The sequence below is a fragment of the Mesorhizobium sp. BAC0120 genome (genome assembly GCF_033542235.1).
Classification (GTDB): Bacteria; Pseudomonadota; Alphaproteobacteria; order Rhizobiales; family Rhizobiaceae; genus JAWRCU01.
Genome location: NZ_JAWRCU010000032.1, coordinates 17,283 through 30,174, shown reverse-complemented (window position 1 = coordinate 30,174; position 12,892 = coordinate 17,283). Strand labels below are relative to the sequence as shown.

Genomic DNA, 12,892 nt, shown 5'->3' with positions numbered 1-12,892 from the left:
ACTCGTATGCGCTATCTCGCCCGCCGGAACGCGGATCCGACCGTCTGGGTGGTCATCCCTTTGGTCGGCACGCTTCTGTGGTCGTCCTGACCAGCATCACCTTCTAATTTAGTCGGCCCGGTGGCCGACCACGGAAACGGAATGAGCAACGTCGTCTCGCTGCATGGTGACAAGCGCTGGAAGGCGGTCATCGAATATCGCACCGACAAAGACCCGAAGAGCATCGAGCACTATTTCGAGGAGATATCGGACCTTCACCTCATCATCGAGCACGGTCCCGACTGGAATTTCCTGATCCGCTGCACGGTCACGCTGAACCGTCCCGACGTCGGGGAGGAACAGAACAGCGTCGGGAAGGCTCTGCGCGAGGAGCGCTCCCACCGATAGCTCACGACAAAGCGGCGGTCCGGCTTCGCCGCTATTCCGCTTCCAGTTTTTCTAGGCCCTGCGCAGCGCGCCTGTCTGCCTTCTCATCTGCGAAAGTGAGAGGAGGAGACCACTGTGCCATCTTCCCGACCCGAGGACATCGCCTTGCGGAATGCCTCGATGCTGGTGCAGCAACGGTCAGGCTCTACGTCGCGGTTCGATCATGGATCGCTTGCCGGAGACCCGCAGCTCGCAGACGGTGACGCCCGCTTCAGTTTCGACCCGCATCGACCAGTCCTGATTATTCCAGAATCTACTGCCAGAGTCCCTGAGCACGGCGCCGGTGGTGACAATCGCCTCCTCACGCGCAGCAGCATCATTGGCAAGCTCGGTCCCTACCAGGTCGGGAGAAGCCTCGCCGTCGTGAATGTGGAAGTAGTAGCGTGGCAAGACGCTGCTCTTTCAAAGATCGGGCGGGGGCGCACATCTCACCCCGTCGTCTGCGGCCCTATGTGTCGGTGAGCAGTGACGAATGTCAATCGCCTATTTGGCAGTCGGGTTCCATCAAATGATTTCGTGGAGTTCGCAGAGGCCGAAGCCGCCTTCGCATTGCAGTGTCTGCCAGCCCAGCTGACCTTCTCCTTGATGGGAGCCTTACAGCAATTCCACGCATGGAAGGGCCGTCAAAGCAGTCTGTTGTCTTCCACCGTCTGACGCATTCGCCGAAGTGTCCCGTCTGTGTCAGCTGCTCTGCGCTTTGCAGCTGCTGCTTCGGGCGAAATTCGGGGCCTGGTCGCATATGGCTGTGCCGGCACGGGAAGCGACTTGGCCGACCGGTGCTTTTTCCAAAAGTTGAACATGGTCCTCATCCTTCCCGTACGCCTTACAGAATCTGCCGCAAATAACGGCACATAGATCACGCTGGTGGACGCGAAGGCCTCGTTAGAGGCACTCTCTTTTTCGGCGCAGGCAGCAGCCCGTCCCGTTGCGCCTGCTTGCGCGCGAGCTTTCGAGAACGCCGCACGGCTTCGGCCTTTTCCCTGTTTCGTTTCTCGGACGGCTTTTCGTAGGCGCGCCGTGCTTTCATCTCCCGGAACAGGCCCTCGCGCTGGAGCTTTTTCTTCAGCACCCTGAGGGCTTGTTCGACATTGTTGTCTCTTACCAAAACCTGCATGCTTCATCCTCATATTGCGGAGAGACCCGCTCAATTTTGGCCATGTCGGTGTACCCGTCGCCGGTCAGCGACCATGTGTTCCGTCGATGTCGTCGCGCTGCTCGAGATCCTGCAGAATCGCAGACTCGATTTCCGAGGCTTCAACTGGAACAAGGTGAATTGTCCAATGGCCCGCAGAGGTGGCGGGGAGGTGCATGAACATTCCTACGCGCCGATAGGCAACGCGAAAATGGCCTGGGAACAGTTCTTCCTTCTGGTCCAGAGCATAGGCTCCCGCAGGTTGCAGCCCTTCTACACCTGCCAGCCTGAACGGTGCAGAGAAGTGAGCGATGAAGCGTCGTGTACGTGTGAGCACATCCGTTCTTTCGCAAGAAAGTGGGGAGCAGGTTCGTCTCGCTTCCCGATTTCGCTAATCGCTTAAACTCCGGTGAAATGCGACCTGCCAGCACATTCGTGGTCAGCGCCGCAGGTGAGCCGGATCAAAGCAGGCGAAGTTTGCCCACGGCGCTGCGACCCTTCTGGTCGCGCTCGAGATCGAACTCAACCTGCTGGCCTTCGACGAGGCTGTTGAGCCCCGCGCGCTCCAGCGCACTGACATGGACGAAAACGTCTGCGCTTCCGTCCATCGGCCGAATGAAGCCGAAACCTTTCGTGCCGTTGTAGAACTTAACCGATCCGGTAACCATCACATATCCAATTGAAAGATGAGTTACGCGCACGGCGTCGGCCGCGCACGCTTCTATCATCGCAAATCTGGAAAAAGTGGCGGGTCGAAGTCTCTGACACCGCGAGAAGCCAAGATCGGCCAAACCAACGACTAGCTTTGCCTACGCCTCAATTGCGTTCCGATCAAGGCGCATGAGAATAGTGGATCAGTTTGAATTTCAACCCTTTGAAGACGCCTGCCGCTCGGGTTGATCTTTTATAGGTTCCCCGCGACGACTAGACCAACGCTCAATCAGCAAACGCCGCTCTTCCTTCAGACGCTTCGCGGTTTCAATCGCGTCATGCGCACGCTCAAACAAGTCGAGTGAATCGGGGGCAATCGAGAACATGAGGTGTGCTCCGGGCTGTTGCGGCGGGAGCACATCACATCTCTCAGCCGGACGCGCCAACGCGCATTGCGTCCGATCGCAAGACAATTAGCGCCTGTTGCCCGTTGAGCAACCCCCTGCCCTTTAAAAGGGCCGCGAGCGGTCGGCTTCCTGGCTTGCTCGCCCGGTTAAGTTTTCGCGTCGGCCGGAACACATTCCGGCTTGAATCGTCGGAAGCACGCTATCCTCCCGAAGGGCTGCATTGTGCCCTTAGGTCCGGTGAGGCTTCTTGGGTCGCCGCCTTGTAATGGTATAGGACTGACCGGCACCGCCGGTTATCGTGCCATATCCCGGCGAACAGCTGTCATCCCGTTCGCAGCTCGCGAATATCTGGCTGACAGCATTCTCCATTCCAGGAACATTGAGCGACACCAGTAGCCTCGCTTCATGGGCATCGCCGGCCTGTACCCAAAATCCCGTGTCAGATCGTGTGTTCACCCGGACGACGAGAAAATGCATCTACGGCTCCAACGCCTTTTGGCAAGCATATCGGAGTTTGCCGCGGAGAGCGACAGCGGCGTCCAGGCCGTCGATGACCTCGACAAACCGACCATCATTGGATTGTTGGCGAACTCGGATCTGCAATCGGGCGAAGTGCTGAGGCTTGATCGTTCCGAAGTTGATCTCACCAACGGGACTCTCCGGACTATCCGCTGGAGGCGACCGTCTTGGCTTTGGCGCTTCGCGCTACACGCTTCGTCTTTGTCTCTACAGGTTTCAAAGCCTCGGCCGTGCGTTGGGCTTCTTCATTGGCAAGCCGCATTTCTCGCAACCTGGCTGTCTTTGCAGCCCTTACCTTTGCCTCGGACACGTACTCGGCGGTCGCCTGCATTCGGTCAGCGGCTCTTTTCTGCCTCTCTGCAAACCGAGCTTGCCCTGCGGTCGCCGTTGTTGAATTATTCTTAATCAATGAAGTACTCCTTTGAGTTTTTAAAAAATTGAGCTCCGATTTCTTTAAAATTTTGACTTCGATGCGCGTTGCAAATAATCTTTTCGGTTGCAGGAATCTGTCCTCACAAAGTCGCACATCTTTGGGCATTATACCGTTAAGTTCATGGCGAGTGTGTTTTATTTTCGTGCCGTATCATTTGGCTTCAGCGCTCCCGCTGGTTCCATTTCCGCAGCAGCCGCAAAACCTCTTCGTCCGCCTGGCCGCCGCCCCAGCTGTCGATGATGCGCAACAACTCGGTTGGCGCATCGAGGCCCCGCGCTGCGATCATGATCTCCTGCTGGATGCCGCCTTCTACATCAGGAGTGCCCAGGCGATCGCCGCCCAGACCCAGTGCCTCGTTGCGCTTCCACAGGCGACGCATGACGCCTTCATCTTCCATCGTGTCGTGATAGCTGCCGAGGGGCTCTAGCAAGTCTTGCTTCGCGCCCAGCCGCCGCAGGGCATTGACGAGTTCGAACGCAATCTGCGCTTTGGTATCCGTCATCGATGCAGCTTCTTCGCTTCCTTCTCCAGCGTCTTGCGGTCGTTGCCGAATTGATGGATCAGCCCTATGGCCTCGGCCCGGCTGACTCCCGTTTTCCTGATTAGATGGTCTACTTCATAATCGTCACCGGGTGCGACCCTGTCACGGTCGCACCCGTCGCCATCAATCCTTTAGAGCGTCCCGGACCTTGTCTTTGACCTTGCCGACGCCCTTTTGAATGCTGCCTTCAGCCTTGTCGGCCTTGCCCGCGGCGCGAAGATTATCGTCTCCGGTCGCTTTGCCGACCTTGTCCTTGGCGTCGCCGCGCAGCTTCTTGGCAGAGCCCTTCACTTCATCCTTGTGCATGGTTGTCTCCATCATTGGTGAAGGACAACATGCACGGCAGCCGAAAAGTTCCGGAGCCTGCGAAGAAACGAGATGCCCAGCACCTGGACCAGAGGACGCTCGGCGGACTTGCGCCGACCAACACTTCAACTCAACAATCAGCGACGTGTTCCTCGGTGCCTTAGCCTGGGAGACGAAACGCCGAAGCGGTGTTTCGGAACAATTACCTACGAGGCGCCGCGCCGACTGGTCGAGGAAACATGATGGTCGAAGCCTCGGCCGAGCTGGCAATGAAGAGCGCGATCATCGATGGCGCTTCTTGACGTTGTAGATCTGGCTGCCATTTCTTGGCTAGGCTCGGGACGTGAATATGCGTGAGCGCCTTGCCTGCTCCGCATAAAGCCTCAAGGGTTTCGACCCCCCGCCGGCCGATGAGCTCGCGGCAGCGCCTCAGCTCATGCATGGCGCGAAGCTTCGCTGCAACTGGATCGCCGCGGACGCCGTCAACGCGATCCTGGCTGTAGTCGATGCCTAGAACCTTGCCGCCGGCCCAGGCTGGATTAGGGCAATGTCGATACGTGCTGAGGAATTCCTCGATGAGTGATTTCAGGCCAACATAGTTGAGCGAGCCTTAAGCCCGCGGATGACTTTGACAGGTCTCGTGAGGCGCTGCGTCACAGCAGCTAGAAAATACGGAGTGCCAATCCAGGAGCTTGAAGAGGTGGTGGGCGACCTCAGGCAGGCCATTGCAGATGAGCTTGCGGTAAAGAGAGGCGCGGACTCTTCCGGTGCGGCTGGATCATACCCTCTGATCTAGAATGCGCCTCCGAGGGTGGACATTGATCAAACCGCGGCTTTGCCAGTCTGCCGGATATGGCGATCCTCGGACTGCTGCAGGCTCAGATATCCGAGCGCCGAATGGAGCCTGCATTTGTTGTAGACTTCTGCAAGGAAACGGGGAAGATGGTCGGCGACGTCGTCAAAGGTTTCGGAAGGCATTGGGTAGATATCCCCCTCGAACCCGATATATCCGGCGATCCCACGGCTGGTCGCTCCGCAAACTCGGTGCTGCGATTTCGTTCTTGAACCAAGCGTCTTAGTCGCGAAGTCACCTATTGCGCATTGCGTTCATCACTGCGGCGGCGATGGCCGTCAAGATCGCGCCGCCGCCAGCACCGCCGATGATATTGCCCAGAATGCCGCCGAGGGCGCCGCCCGCAGCCGGATCAGCGCCAGCCGCGCCGCCGAAAAGACTGCCGAGAAACGATCCACCGGCAACGCCGCCCACCGCACCGCTAATGATCTTCGGCAATTGGCTCATCGCCTCCTGCTGGAATGCCGTACCTATTGCTTGGCCACCGAGAATACCCGCAATCACCTGCACAATGACCGCAATAGGCATTTCCATGACTATTCCCTTCAATAACAGATCGGGAGACATGGCAAGGACGCGCAACAGTGCCCGAAGGCTGGAACAAAAAGAGGCGATCGGATATTCCGGTCGCCCCTGTTTCGATTTGGCGCTGCCGCTGTGCGAAACGCATCTGGCGCTGTTGAACGGACCCTCAAAGGGTGCTGTCAAGCTCTGCACTGGCGTTCCGCTGTGACGGGCGAGCGCTTCATCGCTCGCTGGCCTAAGCCGGCAATGGGATCATGTCACCAAAGACCGACGAGGGCAAACTAAACAAAACGCGGCTTTCCGCCGGCGCGCAGCATCGCCGACGGCCCTTTGGCTCATGACCACAATGTTAGTCCGGCGCACCACAGAATTTGGCAGGCGAAGCTCCAAGGGTAAACGCGCTGAACCGCATACTGCGGAGCGCAATGCCTATCAGGCCTATGCCGAAGCCGCTCGCTTCCGGTCAAGGTGATCCTGGATAAGATTTGCAATATCCAGCGGAGGCCCGCGGGTTCACCTCATATATCCAGTTAAGCGTCACATGGATCCAGTTAAGCGTCACATGGGTATTTCTGCATAGCTGGATGGCCATGCTGACTTCAGGTCGCTTCTGGCCGGTTTCGTAGTTCGAGAGCTGCGGCGGCGGCCAACCCATGAATTCAGCGAAAAGACTCGCTTTGTCGTAGCCCATCGCTTCGCGCAGGTCGCGAATGCACCGTCCTATGTCTTCCAAGCTGTCGCCGCCATCAGCCATGCTGGGATACTTTGTGGTGGGGACTACTAGCCGTTTAAATAACGCCGTTGCGGCATTTCATGCCAGCCGCTCCGAGAGGGTTTGGCAACGATCTAGCCGCTGTCGTCGGCCAAAAGATCGAACACGACCAGCCGCGCCGGTAACTTGCCCGACAGTTCGGCGATCCGGCTCGCTGCCGGTCGAAGGCGAAGCTGCGATGTCTCGAAGGACTGGCCGGGGATGACAAGTTCGCCGTCCATGACGAAGCGCGCAGCCTTCAATGCGGATTTGGTCCAGCTTCTCGTGCAGAGCCATGATTTCGAGTTCCGCCTTCAGGTTGACCTCATAGTCGAGGCCAGCTGCCACGCGATCGCGGACGGCCTGACGGTTCTGCGACATCATAATGATCGGCGCTTGCGGCGCGGCCAGCATCGAAAGGATGAGGTTGAGGAAGATGTAAGGGTAAGGGTCAAATGCCACGGCGAACCAAGCCACGACGACGCTGTTGAACAGGGTCCACGCGACGAGGACACCGAGGAAGATCGTGATGAACGTCCACGAGCCACCGAACGTTGCAACCCGATCGGCGAGGCGATCCCCGACGGTCAGGTTTTCGTCGAAGGCGTGGTTCGCGTCACGACTGATCTGAGTGCGCTTGGCGACGCCGGTGATCACCCGGCGTTCACGATCTGACAGCTGATCGAAGCCGGTCTTTAAGAGCTGTTCAGCTAGTTGTCGTACTTGATCATCCATGGCCGACCTGCTCGCAATCATTTAACCCGGAGCTGCTCCGTTCGCCTTGCAATCGCAAACCATGAAGGCCCAGAGTGCGGTGCCTTTTCGACGCTGTTTTGATCGGACCCACCGTCTGGCCGATTCAGCGCTATGGTGCAGCGGAGAAGAGGATAATCCGGCCCCGGCTCCGGGAAGGCAAATCTCTGCCCACGCATGGGTTGAGCCTGCGTCCCGTTCCCTCCAGGGACAGCGAAAAATCTCTCCCGAAGTGTTTCGCCTGGCGCTGGGCGGAAACGGGGCAATTCAATTTTAAGTTGTTGCATACCGCAACGACAAGGCGTACAGTGCAACCCTCGGCAATATCTGATACGGGCGTTGCCGAACCAGGGTGACCATCGTGTGCCCTAGCCCCGACTGACAGGAAGGCAACCAGTCTTCCACCTATCTAACTTCCGACAACATGAATCTGATCGAACGGTTGCTCTCCGAGGTCCGTGGAGCTGGACTGATACGCAACTTGGATCGAGAAACCGCTGCGGCACGCCTACTGATACAGCGGTTCGAGCAAGGCATGACGAAGGAGAGCGAGTTGCGTAGTGCCCTTTCGCATCACGTGGGTCTGCACAAGACTATGGATAGTGCTCTCGAGCGATGGGACGGCGAAGGTGGCGCAATAGGAAGCAGGTCATGAACCTCAGCGATAGGGCGACCGTTCGTTCGGGGCGACTCGAACTCCTACATGAGTATCGCAACGCATCGGAGATCTCGTCGCCGATAGGTAACAGGATCAACGATTTCGTCACTGGGTATTACCCGAACATGGTATCCAACAGGTGCATCTGCGAATAGCTAGATTTCTACTCCAGCGCGCAAGCTGCTCAGATAACCGAAGCACTGGGCACAACGTCGGATTTCGACCGGCGGCAGGGCCAATGCGTCCTGTGCAACGCCGATGTCGCCGAGATGGCCGTTCACGTAGCGCGCGGGGATATTGAGGCAGCGGCAGAAGGTGACAGCGAGATGCGCGAAATCGCGACAGATTCCGACGCGCTCGTGGAATGTCTCGAAGGCCGTCCGCGTTGATCGGGCCTGCATGTAGTCGAAGCGTATGTGGTTGTGGACGCAGTCGCAGATCGCCTGCACGCGGCCCCAGCCGGGTGCTAGTGAGCCGAACAGGTCCCATACCGTCTGGCTGAGACGGTCGGTCTCGCAATAGCGGCTGCCCATGAGATAGACGAGGCAATCGTCCGGCAAGTCAGGCACCGCCAGCTCCTGGGCGCCGGAGACAACCTCGTCCGGCATACGTCGTCCTCGATCGTGGCATCGCCCCATATCGTCAGGTCACCCACCGAAGCGGCAAGCCGGAGGCATCGGTTGCCAAAGAGATCGCGATAGGTCGATGTCGGAACGTGGGGCGTGGTGAATACAGTCTCCGGAACGCGGATGTCGGCTGCACGGTCCTCGTGTACTGACAGCAGGCAAACCAGCGCTGTCGGCTGCTGGCAGGTCAACGTGATTTCGGAGCCGTAGCGGATCAGCATTTGAACCCGCGCTTCAGCGGAGATCCGCGACGGTCAAGGTGTAGGAGTCCCGGCGGCCGTCCGAAGACGCTTTGCGCGGACCGACGTTCCCGATCTGCATGTAGCGGCGTCCGTTGTTAGCGCGCGTCGCCCGCGAAGAACCGCCTTTCGAACGGTCTGGCCCACTGCAAAAACGTCGGTTGCGGCCTCGCACCTGACGGCGTTCCGCTGCGTGTACACCTTGGTGCTCATTGTCCACTCTGGTCCTTTTTCAGTGCGTCTTCTAGGAAGGTCGGGTCGACCGTCACCATCTGCTGAGTCGCCCCCTTCGCGGAGATTGCCGGCAGGTGGATGAAGGTGGACACGCGCCGCCACCCCATATGATTCGCCACTTCGATCGGCTCCTCGTCATAGTCGACAAGGTATTCTCCGGGCGGTTGCGGCGCGTCGAATCCCGGCAGCCAAAACGCCGACTTGAAGCGAATGACCTTTTGGGTGGTTCGGCGGCCGGTCATAGTTACTATTCTCGAGCAAGTACGCACCAGCGCATTCCGGATGGTTCCCACTCGAACCGCCGAACGGAGTGCTGCTAGTAAATCCGTGGTCAGCACGAGCGTTCATTCCAGCGTTCGAACGAAGCGACATGCCGCCCCGGATCGGTGCGATACATTCGCTGGCGAGCATCCGGTGATGAACGGCGGTCCTCTGACACCGCGAAAGCCAAATTGGCACAATCAACCAGCCCCTCATATGCGCTTCAATCGAGCTTCAACGAGGTTCTGTCCATTTCTATTTTCGCGCAGATATCACCGTCAAGACCACGCCGGCCCAATGCGGCGCAACGTCGTCATCGACAAGATCTATGCCACGCCGCGCATCACCAAGGACGGCGTCACCGTCGCCGAGTAGGTCGAACTGACACGTTCGAGAACACAAGCGCACAAACGGTGCACGAGGTCGCCTCGAACACTAACGATCTGGCCGCCGGCGCCGTTGTCCTGCGAGAGACGTGATTGAGCACGAAGAGGCGTTCGTTCGGGCTCCCCGCATTGGCTGATCAGACAGCAGTGCCTACGAGAACCCCGATGCCTGCGGTCAGCGCCATCGCGAATGCTCCCCAGAAGGTGACACGGAGCGTTGCCTTCATGACATTCGCCCCGCCAGCCTTTGCTCCGACTGCACCAAGCAGGGCGAGGAAGATCAGAGACGCTGCCGATACCACCCAGACCAGCATAGAGGCAGGCGACACTAGAACCATGGCGAGGGGCATCGCCGCGCCGACCGCAAATGTAGCCGCCGATGTCAGGGCTGCCTGGATTGGGCGGGCCGTGGTCATCTCGGTGATACCAAGCTCATCATGCGCGTGCGCAGCAAGTGCATCCTTCGCCATCAACTGCTCGACGACCTGACGTGCAAGCTCCGGTTCAAGCCCGCGCTTCACATAGATCTCCGCGAGCTCAGCCCGCTCGAATTCAGGTTGGGTTGCAAGCTCCAGACGTTCTCTCTGGAGATCGGCGTTTTCCGTGTCGGATTGAGAGCTGACCGAAACATACTCGCCGGCGGCCATCGACATCGCGCCCGCAACCAGCCCCGCGATTCCGGCGACCAGCACTTCTGAACTTCCCGCAGCCGCGGAGGCGACGCCGACAATCAAGCTGGCCGTTGAGACAATACCGTCATTTGCCCCAAGAACGGCAGCGCGCAGCCAGCCGATGCGCGAGACAAGATGATTTTCAGTATGCAGACGACTCATGCCTTCCTCGGGATCACGCGCCCTTCGAGCTTCGTGGCCGACCGACGCTCGAAATTCCAACTTGAGTATCGGAACGACCGGTCGAACCGCGGGAAGCGAAGTCAATCCTGATTTCACACCAGCCACCGGCGACTGCGTCGAGCATTATTTGAGCAGCCGCTGTCCTTATCGCTGCGGCGCGGGCGTTTCACATTGATCTGGCTCAATGCCCCCGAGTGACTCGCATGTTTCGATGCATTGGCAAGCGGACGATTGTCTCCAAGTTTTGAGCATTGCCGCGCAGAGGACTGAACGGTTGGGTGGATCCATGATCATGAGCAGCTTAAAATCGAAAACAGCCGGCAAAGCCGTCGAAGAAGCCAGGAAAGCGCTGCGAACTGAGGAAGAGCGCTACGACGCCGACACCGGTCAGTTCGCGACCAAACTCATAGGGCAAATCCGCTCAGCCGAACACCGACTCGCCGACGCGCGTGCGGACGTGAGGAAGCTTGAGTCGGACAAACGCTGAGTTCCGCGCCTGACATCTGTTGGTTTCGTTCGCCGAGAGCGTCAACCTCAAATGACCCACTGAGCTGACCGACACAGCATTAGCTTGGAAAACTTGAGCAAGCTCGCAGTAGGTGCGCCTGCCGTCCAGCGTCGGGGCAGAAAAGGCCACCCCGCCTCCTGCCACGCGGATGGACTTCTTCATGGCCACCCCTTTGTCGATGGCAAGAACGCTATCGAGGAACTCAATGCCGCTCGTTGGTCGTAGAGGCGAGACATCGTGCATGACGCTGATCACCGTCGTATCGGGGCAATGACCCTTGATGGCCCGCTGGTATGCAAACAGCGCCTCCGTGTCGAGAGCGCTTGTTGCCTCGTCGAGGAATAGCAGTCCTGGTTGCAGCAGTAGGATCCTGGCAAGGACGAGCTTCTGCTTTTGGCCTCCGGAGAGAAGCCGGTCCCAGCTTTGTCCGTCCCGGCCGCCTTCCGAATCCGGCAGGGTTTGGACGCAATATGCTGCAGATGAAAATGCGTGTGGTTGGAGTCGAGCAGGGCCTCGTTGAAGCATCGGTCGAGCCACTCGCGCCACTTGCGGTGTAGCGTGGTCGAGAAGAAGTGGCGGACTGCTATGAAGCAGGCGTCTTTGAGAATCGAGATCGCAACGAGTGTTGCCGCGGAGGTCAGCAGGGACGTAAGCGTGGTCGACGTATTCGGATAGTGGAAGTAGGCTATCGCATTGACCAGGTCCCCCGAAGCCACGGCGAACCAGACGCTGGCCTTCGCGGCCATTGCCGTCAGGACAACGATGATTAGTGTCAGTCCCCAGGCCTCGCGTCAACTTTCTGAAAGCCAGTAGGCACTCATCAGGCCCCAAAAACTACGCATGGGGGAAACAATGCTTGCGGGTCGCGACTCTTCACGGCCGCACATCCATTTGCGAAACAGTCTGGGAACGTAGCCCCGCGTCACGACTTCGTCTCCCTGCACCTCCCGGAGAGAGGGACAGCGAGAATAGAACTCTAGCTGCTCAGATCAAATCCGTCCCATCAGTACCAGGACAAGGAGGACGATCAGGATGATGCCGACAACCCCAATGCCCCCATGCCCGTAGCCGTAACCATAGCCGCCGAAGCGCCCACTGAACCCTCCAAGCAAGAATATGATCAGAATGACAATAAGAACTAGTCCGATAGACATCTTATCCCTCTTTGCATACCGTTAAACCTGATGAATGCACGTGACGGTCTACAATTGCTAAGAAATCCGACGGAAACAACTCTCACTTTGTCTCGATGGAAACCCCGCTTTTACCGACGTCAATCTGGATGCCTGCCGTCGTCTGCCGCTCTTGGTAGAGTTCATAGGCTAAGACCAAGGCAGCTACGACTAGAACGCCGATGACCAGGTAAAGAACGTTCTGATTCATGGGGGCGCCGCCTATTTTCCCTTTATCACGTCCTTAAGGCCGCCGACAGCATTCTGCACCTTTCCTTCGATCTCGTCAGCCTTTCCTTCGCCTTCAAGCTTGGCATCGCCGACCACCTTGCCGACAGCCTCCTTGATCTTCCCCTTTATTACCTTTGCCGATCCGATGACCCGGTCTTTGTCCATGTTCCTCTCCCTCCAAATAAGCAACCCGCCGGATAGGGCGGACAGAGCTTGGTGCAAACCGAAAGGCTGCTCGATTGCGTTGATTTGAATCAACCGCGATCGCGCTGGTCTCCCCAGCCGATCATAGTGCTGCGCAGAAACCAGCGGCCATCGCCATATTCTGCAGCACGGTGAATTCGGCGGAGCCGATCATAAACCGCTGCGACGCGGAGCTTCTTGCCGGCGAGCACGGCCGTCGCGCCACGACCGGTGCATCAAATT

Annotated in this window: 21 protein-coding genes and 1 pseudogene; 2 read left to right on the top strand and 20 right to left on the bottom strand. The window is 58.4% G+C overall.

Annotated elements, in window-relative coordinates; genetic code table 11:
- Nucleotides 1–141 precede the first annotated feature (141 nt).
- The gene (locus SAZ10_RS32775; protein ID WP_318613008.1) at nt 142–387 is read left to right on the top strand and encodes a hypothetical protein; all 246 of its coding nucleotides are present in this window, start codon (nt 142–144) and stop codon (nt 385–387) included.
- 177 nt (nt 388–564) lie between these two features.
- Here SAZ10_RS32775 and SAZ10_RS32770 read toward each other — a convergent pair whose 3' ends face one another.
- The 16 genes and pseudogenes from SAZ10_RS32770 to SAZ10_RS32695 form a co-directional block, all read right to left on the bottom strand.
- Nucleotides 565–816 (bottom strand): DUF6894 family protein, encoded by a 252-nt coding sequence (locus SAZ10_RS32770; RefSeq protein WP_318613748.1) that lies wholly within the window; start codon nt 814–816, stop codon nt 565–567.
- Between the two features lie 466 nt (nt 817–1,282).
- Nucleotides 1,283–1,540: a 30S ribosomal protein S21 gene (gene rpsU, locus SAZ10_RS32765; RefSeq protein WP_318613747.1), complete on the bottom strand. Its 258-nt coding sequence runs from the start codon at nt 1,538–1,540 to the stop codon at nt 1,283–1,285.
- A 64-nt stretch (nt 1,541–1,604) separates the two neighbouring features.
- Nucleotides 1,605–1,895 carry a hypothetical protein gene (locus tag SAZ10_RS32760; RefSeq protein WP_318613746.1) on the bottom strand — a complete coding sequence of 97 codons (291 nt, stop codon included), beginning with the start codon at nt 1,893–1,895 and terminating at the stop codon, nt 1,605–1,607.
- Between the two features lie 124 nt (nt 1,896–2,019).
- Nucleotides 2,020–2,226, bottom strand: coding sequence for a cold-shock protein (locus SAZ10_RS32755; RefSeq protein WP_318613745.1), 207 nt, complete (start codon nt 2,224–2,226; stop codon nt 2,020–2,022).
- Nucleotides 2,227–2,424: 198 nt separating this feature from the next.
- A complete protein-coding gene (locus SAZ10_RS32750; RefSeq protein ID WP_318613744.1) occupies nt 2,425–2,595 on the bottom strand; it encodes a hypothetical protein in 171 nt (56 codons plus the stop codon).
- 685 nt (nt 2,596–3,280) lie between these two features.
- Nucleotides 3,281–3,673 carry a hypothetical protein gene (locus SAZ10_RS32745; protein WP_318613743.1) on the bottom strand — a complete coding sequence of 131 codons (393 nt, stop codon included), beginning with the start codon at nt 3,671–3,673 and terminating at the stop codon, nt 3,281–3,283.
- Nucleotides 3,674–3,728: 55 nt separating this feature from the next.
- The gene (locus SAZ10_RS32740; protein WP_318613742.1) at nt 3,729–4,070 is read right to left on the bottom strand and encodes a hypothetical protein; all 342 of its coding nucleotides are present in this window, start codon (nt 4,068–4,070) and stop codon (nt 3,729–3,731) included.
- A complete protein-coding gene (locus tag SAZ10_RS32735) occupies nt 4,067–4,237 on the bottom strand; it encodes a DUF3606 domain-containing protein (protein WP_318613749.1) in 171 nt (56 codons plus the stop codon). The genes SAZ10_RS32740 and SAZ10_RS32735 overlap by 4 nt, the downstream gene beginning before the upstream one ends.
- The gene (locus SAZ10_RS32730) at nt 4,233–4,415 is read right to left on the bottom strand and encodes a CsbD family protein (RefSeq protein ID WP_318613741.1); all 183 of its coding nucleotides are present in this window, start codon (nt 4,413–4,415) and stop codon (nt 4,233–4,235) included. Before SAZ10_RS32730 ends, SAZ10_RS32735 begins: the two co-directional genes overlap by 5 nt.
- Nucleotides 4,416–5,237: 822 nt before the next feature.
- Entirely contained in the window at nt 5,238–5,393 is a 156-nt protein-coding gene (locus SAZ10_RS32725) for a hypothetical protein (RefSeq protein WP_318613740.1), read from the bottom strand.
- A gap of 109 nt (nt 5,394–5,502) precedes the next feature.
- Nucleotides 5,503–5,835 (bottom strand): hypothetical protein, encoded by a 333-nt coding sequence (locus SAZ10_RS32720; protein WP_318613738.1) that lies wholly within the window; start codon nt 5,833–5,835, stop codon nt 5,503–5,505.
- Nucleotides 5,836–6,256: 421 nt separating this feature from the next.
- Nucleotides 6,257–6,547 carry a helix-turn-helix transcriptional regulator gene (locus tag SAZ10_RS32715; RefSeq protein WP_318613737.1) on the bottom strand — a complete coding sequence of 97 codons (291 nt, stop codon included), beginning with the start codon at nt 6,545–6,547 and terminating at the stop codon, nt 6,257–6,259.
- Nucleotides 6,548–6,604: 57 nt separating this feature from the next.
- On the bottom strand, nt 6,605–7,279 hold the full coding sequence (locus tag SAZ10_RS32710) for a DUF1003 domain-containing protein (RefSeq protein ID WP_318613736.1): 675 nt from the start codon (nt 7,277–7,279) through the stop codon (nt 6,605–6,607).
- 927 nt (nt 7,280–8,206) lie between these two features.
- Nucleotides 8,207–8,802 (bottom strand): annotated as a pseudogene (locus SAZ10_RS32705) (transglutaminase-like domain-containing protein); the annotation flags it as partial.
- A gap of 227 nt (nt 8,803–9,029) precedes the next feature.
- Nucleotides 9,030–9,296 carry a hypothetical protein gene (locus SAZ10_RS32700; protein WP_318613735.1) on the bottom strand — a complete coding sequence of 89 codons (267 nt, stop codon included), beginning with the start codon at nt 9,294–9,296 and terminating at the stop codon, nt 9,030–9,032.
- A gap of 542 nt (nt 9,297–9,838) precedes the next feature.
- Nucleotides 9,839–10,534: a VIT family protein gene (locus tag SAZ10_RS32695; protein ID WP_318613734.1), complete on the bottom strand. Its 696-nt coding sequence runs from the start codon at nt 10,532–10,534 to the stop codon at nt 9,839–9,841.
- Between the two features lie 307 nt (nt 10,535–10,841).
- On the opposite strand from SAZ10_RS32695, the gene SAZ10_RS32690 reads away from it, so the two are divergent.
- Nucleotides 10,842–11,042: a hypothetical protein gene (locus SAZ10_RS32690; RefSeq protein WP_318613750.1), complete on the top strand. Its 201-nt coding sequence runs from the start codon at nt 10,842–10,844 to the stop codon at nt 11,040–11,042.
- Here SAZ10_RS32690 and SAZ10_RS32685 read toward each other — a convergent pair.
- The 4 genes from SAZ10_RS32685 to SAZ10_RS32670 all read right to left on the bottom strand — a co-directional run bounded on the left by SAZ10_RS32685 (nt 10,977) and on the right by SAZ10_RS32670 (nt 12,631).
- Nucleotides 10,977–11,588, bottom strand: a complete 612-nt coding sequence (locus SAZ10_RS32685) for an ATP-binding cassette domain-containing protein (RefSeq protein WP_318613733.1) — start codon at nt 11,586–11,588, stop codon at nt 10,977–10,979. The genes SAZ10_RS32690 and SAZ10_RS32685 overlap by 66 nt on opposite strands.
- 464 nt (nt 11,589–12,052) lie before the next feature.
- Nucleotides 12,053–12,217 carry a DUF3309 family protein gene (locus SAZ10_RS32680; protein WP_318613732.1) on the bottom strand — a complete coding sequence of 55 codons (165 nt, stop codon included), beginning with the start codon at nt 12,215–12,217 and terminating at the stop codon, nt 12,053–12,055.
- Nucleotides 12,218–12,299: 82 nt separating this feature from the next.
- Nucleotides 12,300–12,446 carry a hypothetical protein gene (locus SAZ10_RS32675; RefSeq protein WP_318613731.1) on the bottom strand — a complete coding sequence of 49 codons (147 nt, stop codon included), beginning with the start codon at nt 12,444–12,446 and terminating at the stop codon, nt 12,300–12,302.
- Nucleotides 12,447–12,457: 11 nt separating this feature from the next.
- Nucleotides 12,458–12,631, bottom strand: a complete 174-nt coding sequence (locus SAZ10_RS32670) for a CsbD family protein (protein WP_318613730.1) — start codon at nt 12,629–12,631, stop codon at nt 12,458–12,460.
- Nucleotides 12,632–12,892 lie beyond the last annotated feature (261 nt).